Source organism: Enterococcus sp. 12C11_DIV0727, assembly GCF_002148425.2.
Lineage (GTDB): Bacteria > Bacillota > Bacilli > Lactobacillales > Enterococcaceae > Enterococcus_L > Enterococcus_L lemimoniae.
The window spans coordinates 2,329,603-2,353,504 of record NZ_CP147248.1; the positions used below are offsets into that span (position 1 = coordinate 2,329,603).

A 23,902-nucleotide genomic window follows, 5' to 3' on the forward strand; every position below is an offset into this window, starting at 1 on the left:
AAAACAAAAACGATATTATATTTTTTTCGAATTTACCAACGATAAATAAAAAAGAACATCTCAGCGTCTCGCTGAAATGTTCTTTCTTATTTATTCTTCTGTTGTTGTGTCTGTTTCTGGCGTTTCAGTTTCAGTTTCAGTAACGACTTCCACACCTTCAACTTCCTCAACGATTTCATCTGGCTCCGGCTCAACAACTGCCATCGTCACCACTTTTGCGTCTTCTTCCATTCTCATCAAACGAACCCCTAGTGTTGCACGTCCTGTTTGAGAAACTGAATCAACATTGAAACGAATAATGACACCTTTATTAGTGATTACTAGAATATCTTCATCACCACGAACAGTTGTAAGTCCTGCTAATGGACCATTCTTCGCTGTAATATTGGCTGTCTTGATTCCTTTACCGCCACGGCCCTTCACAGGGTACTCAGAGGCTTTTGTCCGCTTACCGTAACCATTTTCCGTCAACACTAATACTTCTGTGTCAGCGTCCAATAGAGAGGCTCCTACGACGTAATCATCTTCTCTTAGACGAATACCACGTACACCTGAGGCAGTACGACCCATATCACGAACGGCTGTTTCAGCAAACGTCACAGAATAACCATTGTGTGTTCCGATGATCATGTTTTGTTCACCGTTAGTTAAAACGACGTTGACTAGTTCATCTTCTTCTTTTAGACCGATTGCAATCAAACCATTACTTCTAATATTAGAGAATGCTTTAACAGCTGTACGTTTAACCGTACCTTTACGGGTCGTGAAGAATAGATAATGTCCTTCTTCTGCTTGTCCTTCAACAGCAATGATCGCTTGAATCTTCTCACTAGAATCAATTCCTAGCATATTGATTACAGGAATTCCTTTGGCTGTTCTACCGTATTCTGGAATTTCATATCCTTTAGCACGGTAAACTTTTCCGTTATTCGTAAAGAATAGTAACGTATCGTGAGTTGAACAAGAAACTAGATTTTTCACGAAATCATCATCATGAACACCCATTCCTTGAACACCACGACCACCACGGCGCTGTGCTCTAAATTCGCTGTTTGCTACACGTTTGATATAGCCATTATTCGTTAACGTAATCACAACTTCAGCTTCTTCGATCAAGTCTTCGTCTTCTAAACTTAAAACTTCACCGACTAATAATTCAGTACGACGAGCATCGCCATATTTATCACGAATGTCACCTAATTCTGTTTTAATGATTTCAACAACACGTTCTGGACGAGCTAAGATATCATTTAAATCAGCAATGAATTTCAATAATTCTTGGTATTCATTCTCGATTTTATCACGTTCCAAACCTGTTAAACGACGTAGACGCATGTCTAAAATCGCTTGTGCTTGGCGATCTGAAAACTCGAATCGTTCAATCAATGATGATTTTGCTTCATCATCTGAATTTGAGCCACGGATGATTGAAATAATCTCATCAATGTGGTCTAAAGCAATTCGTAATCCTTCTAAGATATGAGCACGAGCTTCTGCTTTTTTCTTATCAAATTCCGTACGGCGTGTGATCACTTCTTTTTGGTGTTCGATATAATTTTCAAGAATTTCTTTTAGACTTAAAATTTTTGGAACGCCTTTTTCGATTGCCAACATATTAAAACCAAAAGAGGTTTGTAATGCTGTCATCTTATATAAGTTATTCAAAATAACAGAAGCACTAACATCACGACGCACATCGATTACGATACGCATTCCTTCACGAGAGGACTCATCACGTAAATCTGTGATTCCTTCAATTCGTTTTTCACGATGTAATTCTGAAATCCGCTCAATCAAACGAGCTTTATTGACCATATAAGGTAATTCTGATACTAAGATACGCTCTTTACCATTCGGCATATCAACGATCTCAACTTTAGCACGAACAGTGATCGAACCACGCCCAGTTTCGTAAGCACGACGGATACCAGATTTCCCCATGACTAAACCACCTGTAGGGAAGTCAGGTCCAGGTAATACTTCCATCAATTCATTGGTTGTAACATCTGGGTTTTCCATCAGTAAGCTAGTTGCTTCGATTACTTCAGCTAAGTTATGAGGTGGAATATTGGTTGCCATCCCTACCGCGATCCCTGTTGTTCCGTTAACTAAAAGGTTAGGGAAACGCGCTGGTAATACATCTGGCTCTTGTTCAGAGTCATCATAGTTTCCGTGGAAATCAACTGTATTTTTATTGATATCACGCAACATTTCCAAAGCAATCTTACTCATTCTTGCTTCGGTATACCGCATTGCAGCTGCTCCATCGCCATCGACAGAACCAAAGTTTCCATGCCCATCAACTAACATACTACGGTAGCTAAATGGTTGCGCCATACGAACCATGGCTTCATAAATTGACGAGTCACCATGCGGGTGATATTTACCCATTACGTCCCCTACAACACGGGCCGATTTCTTATGCGGTTTGTCAGGTGTCACACCTAGTTCATTCATTCCATATAAAATACGGCGGTGAACTGGTTTTAACCCATCACGAACATCTGGTAGCGCACGAGCTACAATAACGCTCATCGCATAATCAATGAAGGATTCTTTCATTTCACTGGTCAGATTGACGTCTTGAATGTTCTCTTTCATTTCTTCACTCATGAATCTATCTCCTTCTTTAATTAAATATCTAGATTTTTCACGTAATGGGCATTTTCTTCAATAAATGCTCGGCGTGGTTCAACGCGGTCTCCCATCAGCATTTCAAAAATTTGATCGGCTTCAATCGCATCATCAATGCTGACACGTGACATTAAACGTCTTTCAGGATCCATGGTTGTTTCCCATAATTGATGGTCATCCATTTCCCCAAGACCTTTATAACGCTGAACACTTGGTTTTGGACTAGCTGGTAGAGAGGCCAAAATTTGAGCCAATTCTTCTTCAGCATTTTTCCCTGGTTGAACGTACGTGATATTTTTTCCTTGTTTGACTCCATATAAAGGTGGTTGAGCAATATAAACATAACCTGCTTCAACAACAGGGCGCATGAAACGATAGAACAACGTCAACAATAGTGTACGAATATGTGCACCATCGACATCGGCATCGGTCATAATTACTAATTTGTGGTAACGCGCTTTCGATACATCAAAATCAGCACCAAAACCTGTTCCCATCGCTGTAAATAGTGAACGAATTTCTTCATTCGCTAAAATTTTATCCATGCTGGCTTTTTCAACGTTTAGGATTTTCCCACGAATCGGTAAAATCGCTTGGAATTCACGGCTACGACCTTGTTTTGCTGAACCGCCGGCTGAATCCCCTTCGACGATGAAAATTTCGCATTTTTCAGGTTCTTTACTTGAACAATCGGCTAATTTACCAGGTAAATTACTGATTTCAAGGGCACCTTTACGACGGGTTACTTCGCGTGCTCGTTTAGCAGCCATTCGGGCTTTTGACGCAAGTAGACCTTTTTCTACGATTTGTTTCCCAACTGTTGGGTTTTCCATCAAGAATTTATTGAAATACTCAGAGAATAAACGGTCTGTAACCGTACGAACTTCTGAATTTCCTAATTTAGTTTTAGTTTGTCCTTCAAATTGAGGTTCTGGATGTTTGATAGAAATAACTGCTGTTAAACCTTCACGAACATCTTCCCCTGTTAGGTTTTCGTCATTTTCTTTCATGATCTTTTGTTTACGAGCATAATCATTGATTACACGCGTTAATGACGTTTTAAAACCTGATTCATGGGTTCCACCTTCATACGTATGAATGTTGTTAGCGAAACTTAATAAGTTAGTATGGTAGCCATCCGTATATTGCATAGAAACTTCTACAATAATGTCTTGTTGTTCCCCTTCAATGAAAACGGGCTCTGGGAATAAAACATCCTTATTGGCATTTAAATGCTCAACATAGCTCTTGATCCCACCTTCGTAGTGATACTCTTTTAAGACAGGTTTTTCTTCACGTTTATCTTCGATCGAGATTTTTAAACCTTTGTTCAAGAATGCTAATTCTCTCACACGTGTTGCTAATTTATCGAAGTTAAAAATCGTTGTTTCTGTAAAGATTTCTGGATCTGGAACAAAGTGAACCGTTGTCCCATGACGGTCTGTATCACCGATCACTTTTAAATCGTCTTTAACAGCACCTTGATGGAATTCTTGATAATAGATTTTGCCTTCTTTGTAGACTTTTACGTCTAATGTTGTTGATAGTGCATTAACAACGGAAGAACCTACCCCGTGAAGCCCGCCAGAAACTTTGTATCCGCCACCACCGAATTTTCCTCCGGCATGGAGAACGGTAAAGACTGTTTCTACTGCTGGACGACCTGTTTTAGCTTGAATACCAACCGGGATTCCTCGACCATCATCGACAACTGTAATACTGTTATCCTCTTCAATTACAACTTGGATACTTGACGCAAAACCAGCTAACGCTTCATCGATGGAATTATCCACGATCTCCCAAACTAAGTGGTGTAAACCTTCTGAACTCGTCGATCCTATGTACATACCAGGACGCTTACGAACAGCTTCAAGACCTTCTAATACCTGAATCTGACTGGCATCATATTCTTGGGCACGTTCTTTCATATTCTTTTCTTCTTCTGTCATATAGTTGCTTCCCTCTCTATCTCTCCCTGATGAACATAAAATATGTCTGGTTCAACAGTTAATTTATTGTTTAAATGATCCAAACTGGTTGTGGTTAAAAAAGTTTGAACCTTTCCTTCAATCGTTTCTAGCAGGTGCAATTGTCGTTCATTATCTAACTCACTCATGACATCATCCAATAACAAGACAGGATATTCTCCTGTTTCTGAATACATTAAATCAATTTCCGCAAGCTTTACGCTAAGAGCCGTGGTTCTTTGCTGTCCTTGTGAACCATACGTCTGGACATTTTGTCCATTTACATTAAAAATCAGGTCATCTCGATGAGGACCTAAAAAAGTATTCGCCTTAAACAATTCTCGTTTTCGGCTATCAAGTAGACTCTGCAGCAATTGCTTTTGGATCTCTTCTAGTGAAAAATTTTCTTTATCTAGTGGGATACTTGAAAAATAGTCGATCGCTAATTCTTCTTTTTCATGGCTGATTTTTTTATGAAGTAAATTAGCCCAGTGCTCTAATTTTTTGATAAATTCTAGACGGGCAAATAATACTTTTCCACCGAATTCCGCCAATTGTTCCGTCAAAATATCTAAATAAATATGATCTGACTGTTTTTTTTCAGCTAATTGTTTCAAATATTGATTACGTTGTTTTAAAACAGACTGATATTGAACGAGATCATATAGATAAATCGGATTGACTTGGCCTAATTCCATGTCGATAAACTTTCGACGTAATTGGGGTGAGCCTTTAACTAACGATAAATCTTCCGGCGCAAATAAAATGACATTTAGCTGACCAATATACGAACTCAAACGTTTTTGTTCAATATGATTGACTTTGGTCTTGCGGCCTTTATTGGAAATAATGATTTCCAATGGTACGGTCCCTGTCTTCTTTTCGATGACACCACTAATTCTAGCCGAATCGGAATCCCAATGAACCAGTTCTTTTTCGTTACTAGTTCGGTGGCTACGTGTCATGGCTAAAACATAAATACTTTCTAAAAGGTTCGTCTTACCTTGTGCATTTTCCCCCAAGAAAATATTTAGTGTTTTAGGAAAATCTAAGGTCAGCCCATCATAATTACGATAATGCTGTACCTCGATTTTATTCAGTCTCATCGACTACCTCGCCTTTTTTGGCCATAAAAAAAGTACCTTCTTCAGGTATCTCGAGCATCATACCGGCGTATAATTTTCTACCGCGGCGATTCTCTAATTCCCCATCCACAAAAACACTATTCTCAGCTAAGTACCACTTAGCAGCACCGCCGCTACTGATAACGTCGACTTCTTTTAAGACTTGACCTAGTGTCATGTAGTCAGTTTCTAAAACAATCGTCTTTTTCAAAATGCATCCCTCTTTTTTGTTTTCACTTTTACTCTTAATATTATACTCTTTTTTACGTCAAAAAACAAATTTATCCGTCTAATTTTCTTTCTAAGCAATTTTGAATCTAATCGACAAAAAATATTCTAACGATTAAAAAAGGCTTAAAATGCATTTTAAGGAGAAATTTGTGAGTTTGGGCTAAAGAAATTTTTTTTAGTGTTTTCAATTTAGTTAAATAAATAGACAAATGTTCCTATTCTAAAATTCCACAAGCGTTAATTTATTTAAAATAGCAATTGACATATACAATTCGATTCTATATAAAGGTGGGTATGTATGAATCAACTGAGAATCTATTAAAACAAAAATGGATACGTGAAATATCTGGTGAAGATAAGCACCGACGAGTTTATACTTTAACAGGTACTGGAAGAGACGTTTTGAAGTTAGATATGAAAAGCTTGCTGATGACTTATTATAGGAGGAGCAAAATGAAAAATTAGATGAATAAAGCTAATTTTAGGTGAGTATTTTTTTCTCGCATTAGCTAAAATAAGAAAAAGAGTGTATGAAAACCTAAAATGCAGGTTTTCATACACTCTTTTTTTTAATTCGTACGAACTGGCGTAATCAATTGAATAAAGTCTAAATCAGTTTCTGTTGGTTCCAAAGTAAATGGACGAATCGCAGAAATAAATTTGACTGTGATACTCATATCACCAAAAGCACGCAGAGCATCTTTCATATAATCTGGATTGAAAGAAATTTCCAACGGATCACCAGTTACTTTTTCATAGCTTAGTGGCTCTTCTACTTTCCCTATTTCTGGAGAATTTCCATAAAGAACAACTGAGTCAGAAGCAATTGCTAAACGAACGATATTATTACGACCTTCATGTGACAACAAAGAAGCACGGTCGATAGCAGATAGTAATTCTGGAACATAAAAATCGATTTCTGTATTAAAGCTTGTTGGGATCAAACGATTTGTATCAGGATAATTTCCTTCCAACAAACGAGAATAGAAATACATATTCTGTGTTTTAAACAATACTTGGTTTTCCATGATACTAATTTCAACCATTTCTTCTTCATTGGTAAATGAACGAGAAAGCTCAGTCAAGCTTTTTCCTGGAATCACAATATTGAAATTCTCAGCTGCTTGTTCGATCGGAATGATCCGTTGACTTAAACGATGGGAGTCAGTCGCAACAGCTAATAATTTTTGATCGTCTAAAATAAAATGAACTCCAGTCAAAATTGGACGACTTTCATGAAGTGATACAGCAAATCCTGTTTCATTGATAATTTTTGTCAACAGGTGAACAGGTAATTGAATTTGATTTTTAGCATCGATTACAGGAAGGTGTGGATAATTATCTGCATCCAACCCATTAACAGTAAAATCAGCTTTCCCTGAAGTAATTGCGACTTGATTGTTGTCCAATACTTCTAATGTGAACATGTCTTCAGGTAATTTGCGGATGATTTCACCAAAGAAACGAGCTTGTAAAACGATACTACCTGTTGACTCGATCGTCATTTGAGCTTTTTCGTCTTCTTTACTTAAAAAACTTTCAATCGAAATATCGGCATTGCTACCTGTTAACGACAGACCTTCGTCGGTTAAAACGATTTTTACACCTGTTAAAATGGGAATCGTTGTTTTAGAAGAAATGGCTCTTTGAACAGTTTGCAATTCTTGTAAAAATGTATTTCTTTTTACGGTTAATTTCATAATAAATGAACTCCTTTTTAATTGATTTTAAAAGCATAAATTTTACTGAGACAGTTTTGTATTTATATATAAATAAATAATAAAAGTAGTAGGTCCTGTTAATTCTGTGGAAAAGTCAGAAAACGAAATGAAATAGGAGTTTTCCACCTGTGTATAACTTGTGGAAAACTTTTTACTTTTCTGCTTTTTTATCCACAGGCTATGAATTAAGCAAGTTTTTGATTTCCCCAACTTCTTTTTGGATCGTGGGATCTTTTTCCATTAATTGCTGGATTTTTTCATGAGCATGAATCACTGTTGTATGATCTTTTCCGCCAAATTCGGCACCAATTTTTGGTAGCGAGTTATCGGTCATTTCTCTAGAAAGATACATTGAGATTTGTCTAGGAACAACGATCGATTTAACGCGTTTTTTGCCCTTGAGATCTTTTAATTGAATATGGTAATACTTTGCCACTTCTTCTTGAATTTGTAAAATGGATAGATGATTTTGGCTGCCGACAGATTTTAAAGATTTAAGTGCATCAGCTGCAAGGCTAGTTGTAATATCTTCACCATTGATCGTTGCAAAGGCTTGAACTCTAACCAGAGCGCCTTCTAATTCACGGATATTGGAATCGATCTGACCTGCAATATAGCTTAGCGTATCGTCAGGTATCTCCAGTCGTTCTGCATCTGCTTTTTTCCGTAAAATTGCAATTCGGGTCTCTAAATCAGGTGGTGTGATGTCGACTGACAATCCCCAAGCAAAACGAGAAACTAAACGTTCTGGTAATTTCGGGATATCATTTGGTGGTCGATCACTCGTTAGTACGATTTGTTTATTTTCATTATACAAATCATTGAAGGTATGGAAAAATTCTTCTAAAGTTGCTTCTTTTTCAGCTAAAAACTGAATATCATCAACTAGTAACAGATCAACATTTCGATATTCTTTACGAAATTGTTCTGAATTTTTCGTTTGGATCGAATTGATGAATTCATTGGTGAATGTTTCGCTACTGACGTATTTCACTTTGGCATCGGGGCGATTTTGCAGCATTTGGTGACCAATAGCATGCATCAAATGGGTTTTTCCAAGACCAACACCACCATAAAAGAATAGTGGATTGTAAATAGAACCAGGATCTTCTGCTACAACTAATGCTGCAGCATGTGCCATTTGATTTCCTTTTCCGATAACGAATGTGTCAAAAGAATACTTCGGATTCAATAAAGCTTTTTTCCCATGTTCAGCAATTTTTTCTTGTGTCACAGGGGCTTTTTTTTCTTCTTGAACCGGGATCGTTTCTTTTTCGCCAGTAACCACAAAATGAGGCATCACTTCAGCACCAGTTAATTTAAAGCCAGTTTCAACAATTTTTGCGGCTAAATTCTTTTCCCAATAGTCTTTATGAACAGCAGAAGGAACCTCTAACCATAACTGGTTATTCTCCAACTTTAGCGGTTGCGTTGTTTTTATCCATGCATCAAAACTTGGTGCGGACAAAACAGATTGGTAAGTATCTTCTAGATCTTTCCAGAAACTTTCCATATCGGGCATATGGTGACCTCCTTAATATAAAAGCGTAGCGGGCTCGTTCAACTCTGAGAGGAAAATAGGAAAAATCGATTGTGGTGTTTTTTACCACAAACTATTTTTATCTTTTTCCCGAAGAGTTAGCCCATGTAGCTAGATAACATATGGTAATAACGTTCTACTTTGTTTCACCGTGTATCATTCAACATCAACTCATTTCTTCGTTGTGTTTTTGGCATGTTTCAACATAAAAGCTCATAAAGCTAAATAAATTTTTTCTATATAAAAAAGCAGAACAAATATAAATAGATAAGCAAATAGAATTTTAGCATTTTTTCAGAACTTTTTCCACAGGCAAATTGTGAATTGTGGAAAAAAAATTCACAGAGGGTGATAAACTTATCCACAAAGCGAAAGTAAACCGTGGATTTCTCTGATTAAATTTATTTATCCACAACAGATTCTGCAAAAATAAACCACGGAACACAGGCTTTTTTGAAAGTTATACACAATTTTCAAAACGGATGTGTATAACTTTTAAACACCCTGTTTTTTTGTGCAAAAGTCTAACGAAAACTAAAAATGAACGATTCACAAAAAAAAACTATCCACAAGTTATCCCTAACTTTTTTCTTTTTGTGGATAACTTATTTAGCAAAGAAGGAAAATTAATTCCAGAAAATTTATTGACAAAAGGACCTAATACTAGGTATACTATCAAAGTATGTCTATGTATTGATGGATAGTTACAATTTCAGGAGGTGGAACAAGAGATGAAAAGAACGTATCAACCAAACAAACGCAAACGTCAAAAAGTTCACGGTTTCCGTAAACGCATGAGCACAAAAAATGGTCGCAACGTATTAGCGAGCAGACGTCGTAAAGGCAGAAAAGTTATTTCAGCATAATGTATGTTGACTTTAAATAACGAATCAAGTTCAAACTAAGAACCCTTTATTATCTTCACAATGTATGTGTGGAAATAATAAAGGGTTCTTTTGTTGTGAATCATCCATTCTGTTGGAGCCAGTCATGGTGATTCATAATACTTGGCGAACGCAGTGAGCGAAGTTTCCCAACTAGAGAATCACGAAAACCTAAATCCAGAAAGAAAGTGAGACTAAATATACAGCTCAAGATAGAGCTCTTATTTTGAAACACTATAAACATCATTATTATAGTAGTAACCAAAAACATAGCAATTAAATCAGCCGGAAAAATCAACAACAACCATTCTCTAAAAACGAATCAACCTCGGAAAATATCATAATCCCATAAAATAAAGTGAAAAAAGATCAGAAAAATGATACTATATGAATTTAGAGTCATGATTCGCAAAATCTCTAGATATTTTCCCTTAATTTTGATAAAAAATGACCGAAATATGCTATTATTGTAGAGTGAGTAAAAAAGAAAGATAGAAAGAAACAAAGGGATGCAGATGAAGAAATCCTATAGAGTAAAAAAAGAAAAAGAATTTCAAGCAGTCTTTCAGCATAAACGTTCTTGTGCCAATCGTAGATTTGTTGTTTATGTATTGGAAAAACCAGAACAAAAGCATTTTCGAGTAGGAATTTCCGTAGGGAAAAAAATCGGGAATGCTGTTGTCAGAAATGCTGTTAAGCGTAAAATTCGTACATCGATTTACCAGTTAAAAGAATCGATTGATCCGACTTGTGATTTTATTATTATCGCAAGACCTGGTGTTGACAAGTTAACATCGGAAGAAATCCATAGTAACGTGATCCATGTGTTAAAACTTGCAAAAATTTTGAAATAAGAGAGGAACAGTTTTGTGAAGAAGTATAAACGCTTATTATTGATGGCAGGTCTAGTTACACTTGTTTTTGTGCTGTCTGCCTGTGGAACCGCCCCGATTAACGAGAGCAGTACAGGAATTTGGGACCGCTACATTGTCTATTATTTCGCTGAAGCGATCAAATTTTTATCCATTTCGGCAAATACTGGTATTGGGATTATCCTATTTACATTAGTGATTCGGATTATTTTATTACCATTGATGCATTTCCAAACAAAAAGTATGCGCAAAACACAAGAATTACAACCTAAATTAAAAGCGCTGCAAAAACAATATTCATCAAAAGATCCGGAAACACAACGTTTATTCCGTGAAGAACAACAAAAACTATATGCTGAAAATAATGTAAACCCTTATGCAGGCTGTTTACCATTATTGATCCAAATGCCGATCATGATGGCACTTTATCAGTCGATTTCTCGTGTACCAGAATTGAAGCAAGGTAGTTTCTTATGGTTGAACCTAGGACAACCCGATCCATATCTGATTTTACCGATCCTTGCGGCAGTCTTTACCTTTGCTAGCACTTATTTAACAAGCATGAGCCAGATCGAATCAAATGCTTCATTGAAAATCATGAATTTTGTCATGCCTGTTATGATCTTTGTTATGGGTATGAGTTTAGCTAGTGGATTATCGCTTTATTGGGTAGTTTCTAACGCATTCCAAGTAGGTCAAACATTATTGATCAATAATCCATTCAAGATTCGTAGAGAACGTGCAGAAGCTGAAAGACAAGTAAAAGAACGCGAACGTGCATTGAAGAAAGCAATGAATCCTAAGAAAAAAAATAAGAAAAAATAAAAGGAGGTTTTCCAGATGCCGGTTTATGAGGGAAACACAATTGAAGAAGCAACAACTAAAGGGTTGCACGCACTGAATTTGTCAAAAGAAGAAGTAGAGATCAATGTGATCGCAGATGCTAAAAAAGGTTTTTTGGGCTTTGGTAAGAAATTAGCTCAAGTATCGATCGAGCCAACTGTTAGTGAACAAATCGCTGAAGCAGTTGCCGAAACAGTTGAAGATATCATTGTGACAGATGAGGAAGTAAAAACTGAAACAGCTGTTGAAGAATTACTAGCTTCTAAATCTGATTCCTCTGAATCAAAGGTCTTGGAAAACTTAGCAGATGAAGACGCAATCACAGAACTAGCAATGTATTTAACAAAAATTTCAAAAGAATTAAATGCACCTGCTTTAGTCCGTTTAGAACGTAAAGATGGTTTGTTGGTTTTCCATTTGGATACCGACAAACAAGGAATCTTGATTGGAAAACATGGTAAAGTCTTAAATGCCATGCAATATTTAGCGCAAGTATTCGTTCATCGTGTTGCAGAGAATAAATTATCTGTAGTAGTAAATGTTGGTGATTACCGTGAAAAACGGCAAGCAATCCTACAACGCTTGGCAGAAAGAACGGCCGAAAAAGTGAAGCAAACAGGTCGTCCCGTTTTCTTAGAACCAATGCCAGCATTTGAAAGAAAGCAAATCCATTTTACATTAAGCAAAGACGATCATATCAAAACACATTCAGAAGGCGACGAACCATACCGCTATTTAGTCGTTGAACCTGTGAAAAAATATTACTAATACAAATAAAAATCTCCCTTTAAAAAGTATTTTTTTAAAGGGAGATTTTTTGTTTAGATTGGATCACTTTACTAAAAAATACATTGACATATACCGTCAAACAAAGTATATTTTAAACGAAATCATTCTTATCAACGTACAAAATACGATGATAAAGTAGTTGAAGCATTCGTGCTTCTTCCAGCCTGGTTCTTTTAGGATCAGGTTTTTTATTTTGTCTAAAAAAATAGGCTTATATGACAAAAGTCATAAGAGCTTATGACAAATGAATCTAACGAACACAGGATTTTTCCGGCATAATAAGGGTATCAACTAACAAGGAGAAATCATTATGAATAATCAAACAAACAGAATTGAAGAATTAGAATTGGAAAATGAAAACTTGCGTCTAAAATTAGCTACAATCAAAGAAGAAAATAAGGATGCTTGGGCAAGTTGGGTTTGGGTCTTGGTTCCTGTTGTCGGGATGCTAGTTGGCGCGTTTCATACAATGGTTTAATTAAAAAACGGGAAAAGCTAACAGACTTTTCCCGTTTTTCTTTGATTGATCAACCAATATTCGTTTGGGTAAATTGAACTACAGTGCCATAGGCAAATATTTCCACGACCCATTTTCCTTGGTATTCCACATATTTTTCTTCAAAATGACAATTAATCACCGCGTCCGCTTCATATTCAAAGGCAATGACTTTTAACTGACGGTAAACACCGCTGAACACATCATTTGGGTTGACGTCTGGTGAAAATAAGTCTGTTTCAATTCGATCAGTCGCAAAAACAATATCACGGAGGATATACTTTTTGTTGACATTTCCTGTAGATAATGTGATTCCATTTAAACGATTTTCTAATTCTTGCTCATTTAACTCATCTCTTTTAGCTTGTCTCATTTTAGGAACCTCCTCGCATTATTAAGTTTATTTTAAAGATAAACTAGAAGAAATGCAACGTTAACGAACGTTTATAGCAAACAAATAATGTTGCGAAAAATAAGAAAATATGCTATTCTATGTCAAGAAATTAATAGGAATTGATGCAGTGAAAGTGCTAGATCCAACCTGAAAAAATAGGGGTGGAGTGGGCGCTTTTTTTGTAGCCAAAAATAGATGCATACATAGTTTGAAATAAGATAGGAGTTATTTTACGTAGTAATTATTACGCGAAAAACAGCTCAATCCATTAACGAAAGGAACTCAGTCAATCATGCAACAAATAACGCTAGAATTTGATACGATCGCCGCAATTTCAACACCTCCTGGCGAAGGAGCAATTAGTATTGTCCGCTTAAGTGGAGACCACGCAATTACTATTGCAGATAAGGTTTATCGTTCAGGCAGTAAGCAATTACTAGATGTGCCGACGCACACGATTCATTATGGTCATATCCTTGATCCGAAAGAAAACAGCTTGGTCGATGAAGTGATGGTCTCTGTGATGAGAGCTCCAAAAACATTCACTAGAGAAGATGTAGTTGAAATCAATTGTCACGGTGGAATCGTGGTCGTGAATCAATTATTACAGCTACTTTTAAGAGAAGGTGCACGTTTAGCTGAACCAGGTGAATTTACAAAAAGAGCCTTTTTAAATGGTCGAATGGACTTATCTCAAGCAGAAGCTGTGATGGACTTGATTCGAGCTAAAACGGATCGGGCAATGCATGTCGCATTAGATCAATTAGATGGAAATTTATCTACTCTGATCCGTTCACTGAGACAGGAAATTTTAGAAACGTTAGCCCAAGTTGAGGTAAATATCGACTATCCTGAATATGACGATGTTGAAGAATTAACAACAACATTATTACTTGAAAAAGCAGGCTTTGTTAAAGCCCAAATCGAAGGCTTACTGACAACTGCTAAACAAGGGAAAATTTTACGTGAAGGGTTAAGTACGGCGATTATCGGTCGTCCAAACGTTGGAAAGTCAAGCTTATTAAACCATTTACTACGTGAAGAAAAAGCAATCGTTACAGATATTGCAGGCACAACACGTGATGTGATCGAAGAATATGTCAATGTTCGTGGTGTACCGCTAAAATTGATCGATACAGCGGGTATCAGAGAAACAGAAGATATCGTAGAGCGGATTGGGGTAGAACGCAGCCGTAAAGCGTTAGCGGAGTCAGATTTGATTTTACTGGTTTTAAATCAGAATGAACCACTGTCAGAAGAAGACCGTCAACTATTAGTTGCAACCGAAGGCTTAAAACGTGTGATCTTACTAAATAAAATGGATTTACCTTCACAACTAGATCGAGAAGCATTAAAACAGCTTGTGAAAGACGAAGAAATTTTGCCAGTATCCGTTTTATCTAATACGGGGATGGAACAATTAGAATTAAAAATCGCAGACTTATTTTTCGGCGGCCAAACAGGAGAAAAAGATGCAACCTACGTATCCAATACTCGCCATATTGCTTTACTAGATCAGGCTGCGATAGCACTAGACGAAGTAATACGTGGAATTGAAGCTGGAATGCCAGTGGATCTTGTTCAAATGGATATGACCCGCTGTTGGGACTATTTAGGTGAGATTGTCGGGGACAGTGTTCAAGACGAACTGATCACTCAATTATTCAGTCAATTTTGTTTAGGAAAATAGAAAGGAAGAGTCGATGAACCAATTTAAAGCAGAATCTTATGACGTAATCGTAGTTGGAGCAGGTCATGCAGGATCAGAAGCCGCCTTAGCATCCGCTCGCATGGGCAGTAAAACCCTGCTTCTAACAATTAATTTAGATATGGTAGCCTTTATGCCATGTAACCCCTCTGTAGGAGGACCGGCTAAAGGCGTCGTTGTGCGAGAAATCGATGCACTGGGTGGTGAAATGGGTCATAATATAGACAAAACATACATCCAAATGCGGATGCTAAACACAGGAAAAGGTCCGGCCGTTCGAGCCTTGCGCGCCCAAGCGGACAAACACGCTTACGCTACCGAAATGAAGCACACAATCGAACGCACCGATAACCTATCATTACGCCAAGGTATCGTGGAACGTTTGATTGTAGAAGATGGTATTTGCAAAGGCGTTATCACAACAACAGGTGCACAGTACCAAAGTAAGGCCGTGATCATCACAGCTGGAACAGCACTTCGTGGTGAAATCATCATCGGTGAACTAAAATATTCTTCAGGTCCCAATAATTCATTACCATCGATTGGGTTAGCGGATCACTTAAAAGAACTAGGACTAGAAATGGATCGTTTCAAAACAGGGACACCGCCACGTGTAAAATCTAGTACAATCGATTATTCTGTCACAGAAGAACAACCAGGTGATGAGCAACCGAATCACTTTAGTTTCAGTACGCCAGATGATGCTTATAATTTAGAGCAACGTTCTTGTTGGTTAACGTATACGAATGAAGGAACGCATGAAATCATTCAAGATAATCTACATCGTGCACCGATGTTTACTGGTATTGTTGAAGGAGTGGGGGCTCGTTATTGTCCATCAATCGAAGATAAAATCGTTCGATTCTCTGATAAGCCTCGTCATCAATTGTTCTTAGAACCAGAAGGATTGAACACAGAAGAAGTCTATGTCCAAGGTTTGTCAACTTCCTTACCAGAAGATGTTCAAACAGATATCCTCCATTCAATTGCAGGTCTAGAAAAAGCTGAAATGATGCGCACAGGTTATGCGATCGAATACGATGTCGTTGTACCACATCAATTACGTCCAACCTTAGAAACAAAAGTCATTGATAGCTTATTTACAGCTGGACAAACCAATGGTACGAGTGGTTATGAAGAAGCTGCTGGACAAGGATTGATTGCTGGGATCAACGCAGCACTTAAAGTCCAAGGCAAAGAACCATTTGTGATGAAACGTAGTGATGGTTATATCGGTGTGATGATCGATGATTTGGTGACAAAAGGGACGAATGAACCTTATCGCTTGCTAACTTCAAGAGCTGAATATCGTTTGATTTTACGTCATGATAATGCCGATTTACGTTTAACCGAACAAGGTCATGAAATTGGTTTAGTCAAAGAGGAACAATATACAGCTTACCTTGAAAAGAAAAAAGCAGTCGAGGCTGAAATCGCGCGATTGAATTCAGTCAGAGTGAAGCCTACAGCGGACGTACAAGCGTTCTTAGAGGCAAAAGGTTCTGTTCCGTTGAAAGATGGGGTCTTAGCTGGAGACTTCTTAAAGCGACCAGAAATGAGCTATCATGAAGTGACCCAATTTATCCCCGCTTCTGAAGTAGAGTTGGATGATAAAGTCATTGAGCAAGTTGAAATTCAACTAAAATATGAAGGCTATATCAAAAAAGCGTTAGAAAAAGTCGATAAACTAAAAAGAATGGAAGCTAAACGAATTCCAGAAAATATCGACTACTCTGCAATCAACGGTTTGGCAACTGAAGCGAAACAAAAATTACAAAAAATCCAACCAGAAACAATTGCCCAAGCAAGCCGAATCAGTGGAGTGAACCCGGCTGATGTTTCGATTTTGATGGTTTATATTGAACAAGGGAAGATAGCGAAAGTACAATCTTAAAAAAGAATGTAGTTCGTTTACGTTTAAAACATCGCTATGACATAGTAACTAGTAATAGACATAAAATACCGAACAAGCCGAATAATAGTTAAAAGGAGGGAGCTCATAACGAAGCTCCCTCCTTTTTTGTTTCATGTGAAACATTTGATGATTGCTATCTAAATAAATGTAACAGATTTTCGGGAGACTTTTAACAGTAAGTTAAAAGTTTATATACATAAAAATAGAGTAAGATCGAAATAGGTAGATAAAAGAAAGTCAGCCAAATATTTAATATTAACGAAACCAAAGGAGTAAAACCGATGCGTACAATCAAAACAGTCGAAGATTTCTGGCAAGTAATCGATGAAATAAGAATAAAAAAAGAATTAAACTGGTCAGATTTAGTTGGAGGAAAAGCTAAATTAGCTGCCAGCCAACACTGGAATCCGCCATTAACATATATTCTTCAAATGCAAACGAAACTGGATGTAGAGATTATCAACACCTTTGTCTACGAATTGATGGAATCCGACCAAGCAGTCACTAAAGATCCTGAAACTCGGGAAAAGATGAAATTGATTTACCAGTGGATTCAAGCTGAAAATTGGATGGAAGATGAACAACTTCTTCAAAACGTTCAAGAAATTGCAAAAACAATTTTATGAGTTATAAACACATAAAGAAGTTAAAACAAGGAGTGAATAAAATGAAAAATATAGAAAAAATGATTCAATGGATGACCGATCGAAAAGGAAAAGTCACTTACTCGATGAATGCAAGGTTAGGACCAAACAGCTATGATTGTTCTAGCGCTGTTTATCTCGCTTTGATTAATGGTGGTTTCTTAAACTCTGGAATGATGGGCAATACAGATACTCTTTTCTCCCATTTAGAAAATGCTGGCTGGACTAAGATACAAGCAGATGGAACTGGAAATTATCCAGCTAAAACAGGAGATATTTTTATTTGGGGAAATCGTGGAGCATCAGGAGGAGGAGCTGGTCATACAGGGATTTTTATAGATGATCAAGATAACATCATTCACTGCAATTATGGCTATAATGGCATCACGATCAATAACCATGATACGATTTGGGGATTAAACGGTTGTCCTGCAATGACGATTTATCGTTATGGAAGAAATGAAAGCAGACCACAGCCGACACCTTCAACGCCCAAGCCCGTGCCGCAAGAACAACTGGTTGGTTTAATCTCAATGACGGGACCTTTTTATCCAGACAGAAAATTAGCAGTCAGCCAAGATACTAATCCGGACGATGCGATCAGTCCCGCACTTGACTACTATCTACCTGGTATGACGATCTACTATGATCATTATATTCATAGCAATGGCTATGTTTGGATCAGTTATATCAGTCATGGTGGTGCACGGCGTTATGTAGCGGTTGGACCAGATGACGGTCGTACAGATACAACGTGGGGATCTGGTTTTTTCAATTGATCAAATGAGAGACGACACATTTAGAAAAGGTCTTATCTATAAAAAATAAGGAAATCTTGCTATAATGGTGGAAAAGTAAGGATAGATAGAGTGCTGATTAATGACAAAAAACTTTAGAGAGAGTGGATTTGCTCCGTTAAAAAGAGTTAGGAAAGCAGAGTAGGCGCGGTTATGCTAATTTCTTTTCAAGAGATCAATTCTTTACCATTGGTCATTTCGTCATTGAAGGAAATTTGAGATTTGCCCATCGCCGCTTGGAAATTTTGCCGATTCGGGATAGTTTAATTGAGGAATCTAGACCATTTTTAGAAGGTGGCGATGTTTTAGTATATGGTAAAACAATATTTGTTGGCTATTCAGGTTTGGCGAGTAATTTAAATGGTATCAATTGGCTGAAATCACTTTTAGCATATTTGGACTACACAGGCTTTATTAAGAACAACCAACTAATTGGCAACTTATATAAAACGAAAAGAAATTCAGACTTTCACCAAACAATTGTAATAAAGAAGCCACTTTTTGAACACAAAAAAGTCACAATTTCGGGTTATTATAAATCCATACCAAACAAACAACCCTAACAAAACACTTTTTCATTTTTTAACTCCTTTTCCCACTCTTCCCCAAAGAGTGGGTTATTTGTTGTGAATCACCATGATTGGCTCTGCCAGAATGGATGATGAACAATACTTGGCGACCAAAAAGAGCGAAGTGTCCTTACTAGAGAATCACAAAAACCTAAACCAAAGAAAAAGTGAATAAGAGAGCGTGGATGCTGATAAATCTCTTGTGTTAACAATCCGGACTCCACCAGAATAGATGATAAACAGACAAACAATCAAATAAGCTAACCACAAAAATTGTTCTTTGAATTTTTGTGGTTCAGCTTATTTTTTATAATCGTCTATTGTATTTAGAAGACAAATTCTATTTACTTTGTTTTCCTTTTCTTCTCTTCCAGAAAAGGAGAGATCCAGCGGCACCTGCCATAAAGGCCCCCATTCCTTGTCCCATTAGAGAAGATTCTGTTCCTGTATTTGGTAGTCTTCTTTCAGAACGAGTATTTGGTAGTGATTTAGTTGAAAAATCAGAGACTGCATCGAACGTAGTAGTTGTTAGAACAATAGCTCCTTTTGCTTCTTCCTTTTTCTTGGGATCAATTAGAGCTACTGGCGCCTCGGCTAGATTGACTGCGAGAGGAGCCTCTAGTACAGTAGGTTTCGTTGGTGCAGCAAGTTCGATTGGTTGTTTTATAGGCGTTTTTATTGGGTCAACAGTCTCTGGTGCTACAAGTTCTGGAATACCTGGAGCGTTAACAATAGGAGCTTCTTCTAATTTTTCAGGTTGCTCTAAAGGATCGACCTCTGTAACATCTTCCAACGCTTCTAGTTCAACAGGAGCATCAGGTTGAATACTTTCTTCAGCTTCTTCGCTATCTAATTCCACATCAGTTATATTTTCTGAAGTACCTAGTTCTACAAGTGAACTAGGAGGAGTAGATGCATGTTTATCTGTTAAAGCAGGTAAGTTGATTCCTGTGATATTTTCAATAATTTTTGTTGAAGCTGCAGCAGGTGCAAGCGCTGGATTTGTTGGTTCTGTTATATTTTCGACTTTTTTAGGTGTGTTAATTCCTACTGCCTTTGTCGGAATTTCAGGCATATCTGGTACTGTTGGAATTTCAGGAGTATTTATTTTTTTGAGTATTAGCGAATCTAATTCAGTTTGAATTGTTTTTAAATCAATAGGTGGAAGATTAACCTTTCCAAGCGCGGATTGTGTACTCATTCGCCAATTGATTATTGAACTTCCCCCCCCCATTTCTATCCAGTCATATAGAGAAAAACCAACATCTTCAATATAAGGATCTGCATAAAAAGCATCTAAGCTTGTTTGATAAGCTCCAGTTGCAACATTGAGACTTGTAGTGACCGAAGTCGGAATTCTATCTAAGTTTATAGGTGTTTTAACATTGTTGCCTGTTGCTAAATTGAATTCTTCAATTGCAGTAGCCATGGTTGAATTTGCTACTGTCCATTTATCAGAAACGCTCATTAGATAATTAGAATAATTCGTAAGTTTCTCAATTGCTCCACCTGCAATTGAATCATAAGTTGATACAAATTTATCCCAATCCTTCGATGTATTTAATGATTGTAATCGTTCTTTCGGATAGCCAATAGGAGTGAAATCTAAGGTTCCAGCAGTGTTAATAATTTCGATCCAAGAATCTAATTCATCGTCAGGATCTCCAGCGTTCCCTACACCCCATCCTCTAGTGTATACATCGAAAGCATCAGAATAAGCTTTGTATGATTGGTAGTATTTCTGATACACTTTAGAACTATTAATATTATCCTCCATCACATGTTCAGCCTCAGCAATGAAATTTACTAATTTAGACCGAAAATCTTCTGGTCCATAAATAAGATCTTGGGTAATTTCTGGTTTAATAGAACTAGCATTGTAACTATCATTTTTGTCTTGATAGTCCATAATGACTGGCCACGATTCATTTAGTGCTTTAGTTAAAGCTAATTTAGCTGTTTCGTATTTAGTTTGCCACAATGCTAAGTCAGCAGGAATATTATCAAGATTTTCTTGCGTTATTTTGTCAGCTGGAAAGTCATCAAGAATGTTATTCATTCCAGTAATAGCAGCATTAATCTCACCTTCAGCAACAACCGCCTTCTCATAAGCAGCAAGAGCATCCTCATATGGTTTTGCTGCTGTGGTGAAACTTTCCTTTGCAAGATCATATTTAGTTTTTAGATTTGTGTAGAGTGTAAGAGCTTTATCGTAATTGACAGTGAGAGTTTTTAATTTTCCATCAGCTAGTTGGTAGTCCTTATCAGCGGCTTTCCACGCATCATTTGCAGCACCGTAGGCTGTATTAACTCCGCTATACTTTTCATGAAGCTCTTCAAAGGAGTTTCCCAAGTCTGTGTACTCTTTTGAAACAGCGGCGAATTCTTTTTCGTGAGCTGTTTGCTCATCAGTCATTTCACCCAATTTGATTTGAGTTGCATTATAGGTTTTCAGAGTTTCTTCATATTTTGTTTTTAGACCAACATAGTAAGCAGCTAAATCTGTATATTCTTTCTCGCGTAGTAAAAAAGTTTCTTTTACTTTAGAAAGGGCAGTTGCCGCTGTGGTATAGGCTGTTTCGGCGATAATGTATTCGGCATCTAAAGCAGCAAATTGTTTTGTTACTTTATCATAAGTTTCTTTTGTTTTAGTATATTGAGTTTCTAAGGCGGTGTATTGTTTTGTAGTTGTTTCTAATGTTTCGCCTAATTTTGAAAAAGCTACTTTAGCTGCAGCCAATTCTGATTTTAGTGTAGTTAATTCCTCTGATAGTGTTTGATATTCTGGTAAAAGACGGTCATATTCGGCACGTGCTAGTTCGTATTTTTTATTAGCAGCATCATATATTTTGCTCGCCTCGTTATATTTTGCTTCTATGATGTCAAAAGCGTCTGATCCGCTTGTAAATTTAGCAAATACAGCATCATAAGCTTCTTTTAACAGGTCATATTGATGTTTTACTTCAGTAGACTCTGTGACTGCTGCTTGATAGGCAGATTCTGTTTCTTCATAGACATTGATTACTTGTGTATAGTTCGTACTGATTGTTTGGTACTCTTTTTCCAATTTTTGATAATCAGTATTCGCTCGCTCGCATTGTGCTAAAAGAGTATCATATTGTTGCCTAATAGACTGATAGGAAGTGGCAATTTTTTGATAATCAGCTGTTGCAGTGTCATAAGCTGTTTGTACGTCTTTGAACTTTGTATTGAGTTGTTTAACTTGTTCTTTTACTTGTTGATATTCTTTGTCCACTTCGTTATAACGAGTATTATTTTCATTATAAGAGGCCAAAGCTGTTGAATATTCCACTGTGCCTTCTTCATACTTTTTTAGAATGGCTTCAGCGGCTGCTCTTTTTTCATTGTAGGTAGCTAAATCAGTTTCATAAGCAATCAAATTAGCATCATAGGCAGATTTTTGTTGATCATAAGTTGTTTTTGCAGTTTCATATGTTTTCGTTTTTTGGTCAAAGGCTGTCTTTTCGGTTTCATAGGCCGTACGTTCTGTTTCATATTGAATGGCTAATTCTTTAAGTTGACTAGATAAAGTTTCATAAGTTGTTTTTGCTTTTTCGTACGCTTGTTTTGTAATGTTATATTCTTCTTTAATTTTATTATACTCAGTAAGTTTTCGTTCATAATCACTTATGGTCACCGTTAATTCTGATAAACGTTTTTCATAAGTTGCTTTATCCGCTATATACGTTGTTTTTGTATCATTATATTCAGTTAGTAGTACATTATATTTCTCAAGTGCTTTATCATAGTCAGTTTTTACTTCGGTATAGCTGGTTTTTGCTGTTTCAAGTTCTGTTTTTAAGGTATTGTATACCTCTGTTGCTACGTTGAATTCTGTAGCTTTAGTATCATACACTGTTTTTTTATTAGTGTAGTTGTTAAGTAAGGTATCGTAAGAAAGTTTTTGCGAATTATAGTCTGATAGTTGCGTATTGTACTTATTTTTTGCATCATTGTATGCTGTTTGAATGGTTCTATAAGCTGTTGCAGCATCTTCGTAAACTTTTCGTTTTGTTTCGTATTCCACTCTTAAATTTTCGTAGCTTGTTCTTTTTTCCTCAGCATCCTTGTTCAATAGCTCGTATTCAGCTTGAGCACTTAAATAGTCTGTTTGCATGTCGAGAAAAGTTGTTTCCGTGTCTTGATAACGTTTTTGTTCTGTTTCATAGGCAGCTTTTGCTTGGTTGTAAGTATCAATATGTGCTTCGTAGCTAGACTTATTTGTTTCATATGTAGCTTTATGTGAGTTATAAGTCATTGTCGCTTCTTCGAAAATCATTAACTGTTTTTTGTACGTTTCTTTTAATCCGTCTAACGTCGTTTTAAGTTGATCAGCTATTTCATAGGTTTTATCAGCTTCGTTTTTGGAGGTATTGTAGTCTTCTAAGGCAATATCATATGCTTTTTTTGTATCCTCATATTCTGTTTTTGCTGTGGTGTATTCTTCTAATATGCTCTTATAATCTTTTTCCAACGCTTTCTGAACAGATGACTTTTGTTCTACTGTTGCAGCCAGTGCATGTATAGGAATACCAGAACCTATGAGAGCCACACTAGAAAGCAACATAAATTTAAACGAACCTTTTTTCCATGAGTCATTCATTAAATCACACTACCTTTCTTTTTTTAATAATATTCATATAGTAAATAAATAAAGCCTTAATGAATTGCATGTTTTATCAAATGTAATTATACATTATTTTAATGTATAGTTACATTATTTTTAAGTTAAACATTTATCACGTTTTTCGTT

Annotated in this window: 17 protein-coding genes and 1 pseudogene; 10 read left to right on the top strand and 8 right to left on the bottom strand. The window is 36.7% G+C overall.

Features of this window, described 5'->3' with window-relative positions; translation table 11 throughout:
• Nucleotides 1-90: 90 nt before the first annotated feature.
• The 6 genes from gyrA to dnaA all read right to left on the bottom strand — a co-directional run bounded on the left by gyrA (nt 91) and on the right by dnaA (nt 9,199).
• Nucleotides 91-2,613: a DNA gyrase subunit A gene (gene gyrA, locus A5866_RS11050; protein ID WP_086445380.1), complete on the bottom strand. Its 2,523-nt coding sequence runs from the start codon at nt 2,611-2,613 to the stop codon at nt 91-93.
• 20 nt (nt 2,614-2,633) lie between these two features.
• Nucleotides 2,634-4,583 carry a DNA topoisomerase (ATP-hydrolyzing) subunit B gene (gene gyrB / locus A5866_RS11055; protein ID WP_086445379.1) on the bottom strand — a complete coding sequence of 650 codons (1,950 nt, stop codon included), beginning with the start codon at nt 4,581-4,583 and terminating at the stop codon, nt 2,634-2,636.
• A complete protein-coding gene (recF, locus tag A5866_RS11060; RefSeq protein ID WP_086445378.1) occupies nt 4,580-5,707 on the bottom strand; it encodes a DNA replication/repair protein RecF in 1,128 nt (375 codons plus the stop codon). Before recF ends, gyrB begins: the two co-directional genes overlap by 4 nt.
• Nucleotides 5,694-5,936 (bottom strand): S4 domain-containing protein YaaA, encoded by a 243-nt coding sequence (gene yaaA, locus A5866_RS11065; RefSeq protein ID WP_086277646.1) that lies wholly within the window; start codon nt 5,934-5,936, stop codon nt 5,694-5,696. The genes recF and yaaA overlap by 14 nt, the downstream gene beginning before the upstream one ends.
• 589 nt (nt 5,937-6,525) lie before the next feature.
• On the bottom strand, nt 6,526-7,656 hold the full coding sequence (gene dnaN, locus A5866_RS11070) for a DNA polymerase III subunit beta (protein WP_086277645.1): 1,131 nt from the start codon (nt 7,654-7,656) through the stop codon (nt 6,526-6,528).
• 199 nt (nt 7,657-7,855) lie between these two features.
• Entirely contained in the window at nt 7,856-9,199 is a 1,344-nt protein-coding gene (dnaA, locus tag A5866_RS11075; protein ID WP_086277644.1) for a chromosomal replication initiator protein DnaA, read from the bottom strand.
• 749 nt (nt 9,200-9,948) lie between these two features.
• Here dnaA and rpmH point away from each other — a divergent pair.
• The 5 genes from rpmH to A5866_RS11100 all read left to right on the top strand — a co-directional run bounded on the left by rpmH (nt 9,949) and on the right by A5866_RS11100 (nt 13,083).
• On the top strand, nt 9,949-10,083 hold the full coding sequence (gene rpmH, locus A5866_RS11080) for a 50S ribosomal protein L34 (protein ID WP_010762140.1): 135 nt from the start codon (nt 9,949-9,951) through the stop codon (nt 10,081-10,083).
• 533 nt (nt 10,084-10,616) lie between these two features.
• Entirely contained in the window at nt 10,617-10,955 is a 339-nt protein-coding gene (gene rnpA, locus A5866_RS11085; protein ID WP_086279660.1) for a ribonuclease P protein component, read from the top strand.
• Nucleotides 10,956-10,970: 15 nt separating this feature from the next.
• Entirely contained in the window at nt 10,971-11,798 is an 828-nt protein-coding gene (locus A5866_RS11090) for a YidC/Oxa1 family membrane protein insertase (RefSeq protein WP_086277643.1), read from the top strand.
• A 15-nt stretch (nt 11,799-11,813) separates the two neighbouring features.
• On the top strand, nt 11,814-12,584 hold the full coding sequence (gene jag / locus A5866_RS11095) for an RNA-binding cell elongation regulator Jag/EloR (protein WP_086277642.1): 771 nt from the start codon (nt 11,814-11,816) through the stop codon (nt 12,582-12,584).
• A gap of 331 nt (nt 12,585-12,915) precedes the next feature.
• Nucleotides 12,916-13,083 carry a hypothetical protein gene (locus tag A5866_RS11100; protein WP_176271371.1) on the top strand — a complete coding sequence of 56 codons (168 nt, stop codon included), beginning with the start codon at nt 12,916-12,918 and terminating at the stop codon, nt 13,081-13,083.
• 49 nt (nt 13,084-13,132) lie between these two features.
• Here A5866_RS11100 and A5866_RS11105 read toward each other — a convergent pair whose 3' ends face one another.
• Nucleotides 13,133-13,474 (bottom strand): hypothetical protein, encoded by a 342-nt coding sequence (locus A5866_RS11105; RefSeq protein WP_086277641.1) that lies wholly within the window; start codon nt 13,472-13,474, stop codon nt 13,133-13,135.
• A gap of 313 nt (nt 13,475-13,787) precedes the next feature.
• Here A5866_RS11105 and mnmE point away from each other — a divergent pair, with 313 nt between their 5' ends.
• The 5 genes and pseudogenes from mnmE to A5866_RS11130 all read left to right on the top strand — a co-directional run.
• Nucleotides 13,788-15,185: a tRNA uridine-5-carboxymethylaminomethyl(34) synthesis GTPase MnmE gene (gene mnmE, locus A5866_RS11110; protein ID WP_086445377.1), complete on the top strand. Its 1,398-nt coding sequence runs from the start codon at nt 13,788-13,790 to the stop codon at nt 15,183-15,185.
• Between the two features lie 13 nt (nt 15,186-15,198).
• Entirely contained in the window at nt 15,199-17,097 is a 1,899-nt protein-coding gene (gene mnmG / locus A5866_RS11115) for a tRNA uridine-5-carboxymethylaminomethyl(34) synthesis enzyme MnmG (RefSeq protein ID WP_086445376.1), read from the top strand.
• Between the two features lie 302 nt (nt 17,098-17,399).
• Nucleotides 17,400-17,744 (top strand): hypothetical protein, encoded by a 345-nt coding sequence (locus A5866_RS11120; RefSeq protein ID WP_086277638.1) that lies wholly within the window; start codon nt 17,400-17,402, stop codon nt 17,742-17,744.
• Nucleotides 17,745-17,785: 41 nt separating this feature from the next.
• On the top strand, nt 17,786-18,541 hold the full coding sequence (locus A5866_RS11125) for a peptidoglycan amidohydrolase family protein (protein WP_086445375.1): 756 nt from the start codon (nt 17,786-17,788) through the stop codon (nt 18,539-18,541).
• A gap of 140 nt (nt 18,542-18,681) precedes the next feature.
• A pseudogene (locus A5866_RS11130) lies at nt 18,682-18,963 on the top strand (amidinotransferase); the annotation flags it as partial.
• Nucleotides 18,964-19,468: 505 nt separating this feature from the next.
• Here A5866_RS11130 and A5866_RS11135 read toward each other — a convergent pair.
• A complete protein-coding gene (locus A5866_RS11135) occupies nt 19,469-23,752 on the bottom strand; it encodes an LPXTG cell wall anchor domain-containing protein (protein ID WP_086445374.1) in 4,284 nt (1,427 codons plus the stop codon).
• Nucleotides 23,753-23,902 lie beyond the last annotated feature (150 nt).